Consider the following 1,408-nt stretch of genomic DNA (forward strand, 5'->3'; position numbering starts at 1 on the left):
GATAGACGGACCCCAGTAGCCTGGTGCACCACGGAATGTCGCTCCCGAGTTGGGAAGCACGCAGGATAGAATGCTTCGTCATAGGCTACTGCACCAGCTGAAGATGAAATGAAGCAGGGAGGGAAAGCGATGAAGGTATTATATGAACGTTGTTGTGGAGTAGACGTGCATAAAAAATCCATTACCGCTTGTACCATCACCCCTGAAGGAAAAGAAATACGAACATTCGGTACCATGACCGATGAATTGCTGGAGTTTGTGAACTGGTTGAAAGAAAAAGGGGTGACGCACGTGGCGATGGAATCGACAAGCGTGTACTGGAAACCGTTGTACAATTTGCTCGAACTCGAACAAATCGAAACGCTTGTCGTCAATGCCCGGCATATTAAAGCGGTTCCTGGACGGAAGACGGATATGAAGGATGCCGAGTGGATCGCCAACTTGCTTCGCCATGGATTGTTGAAAGGAAGTTATATTCCGGACCGAGCCCAACGAGAACTGCGAGAACTCGTTCGATATCGTCGCAGTTTGATCGAAGAAAGAGCGCGGGAATTGAATCGGATTCAAAAAGTATTGGAAGGAGCGAACATCAAGTTGTCGTCCGTTGTTTCCGATATCAATGGGGCATCGGCACGAAAAATGATTCGTGCGTTGATCGAAGGGAAAAACGATCCGATGGTCATCGCTCAGCTCGCAAAAGGGAAATTGAAACAAAAAGTGGAAGAACTCCAGCGCGCATTACACGGGGTAATCGGCCCTCATCAACGGATGATGTTAGCCGAACAATGGCGGCATGTGGAATACCTAGATGAAGCGATTGCGCGATTAGATCAGGAGATCGAGGAGAGAACGCGCCCTTTTGAAGAAGCGCTGGAGCTCTTAGATACGATTCCGGGAGTCGGGCGGCAAAGTGCGGAACAAATTTTGGCGGAAATCGGAACCGATATGAGTCGCTTTGCATCAGCGAGCCATCTGGCATCGTGGGCAGGCATGGCACCAGGAAACTACGAGAGTGCGGGGAAACGGTTATCAAGCCGAACGAGGAAAGGGAACAAGAAGCTGAGAGCGTGTTTAGTAGAATGTGCCCGTGCCGCCGCGAGAAAGAAGGATACGTATTTATCCGCGAAATATCACCGCATAGCCGCAAGAAGAGGGGCGAATCGAGCGAGTATGGCAGTTGGACGAACGATATTAGAAATCATCTATTACCTGTTAACTCGGAAGGAACCGTATAAAGAATTAGGGGCAGACTATTGGGATCGTCAACGGGAAGCAAAGATCGTGCGTCAAACGGTGAAGAAATTAGAGGGGTTAGGGTACGAAGTGAAGTTAGAAAAAGTGGGTGCATAAGGGAATTAAACCATATATAAACTTTAATACCTTCCTTTGGAAATTATATTCCAAAGGC

The 1,408-nt window shown here is 48.3% G+C and carries 1 protein-coding gene; it reads left to right on the forward strand.

Annotated elements, in window-relative coordinates; all coding sequences use genetic code 11:
* Nucleotides 1-129: 129 nt before the first annotated feature.
* Nucleotides 130-1,350 carry an IS110 family transposase gene (locus M4I42_RS16840; RefSeq protein ID WP_021094661.1) on the forward strand — a complete coding sequence of 407 codons (1,221 nt, stop codon included), beginning with the start codon at nt 130-132 and terminating at the stop codon, nt 1,348-1,350.
* Nucleotides 1,351-1,408 lie beyond the last annotated feature (58 nt).

The organism is Anoxybacillus sp. J5B_2022 (assembly GCF_026847645.1).
Lineage (GTDB): Bacteria > Bacillota > Bacilli > Bacillales > Anoxybacillaceae > Anoxybacteroides.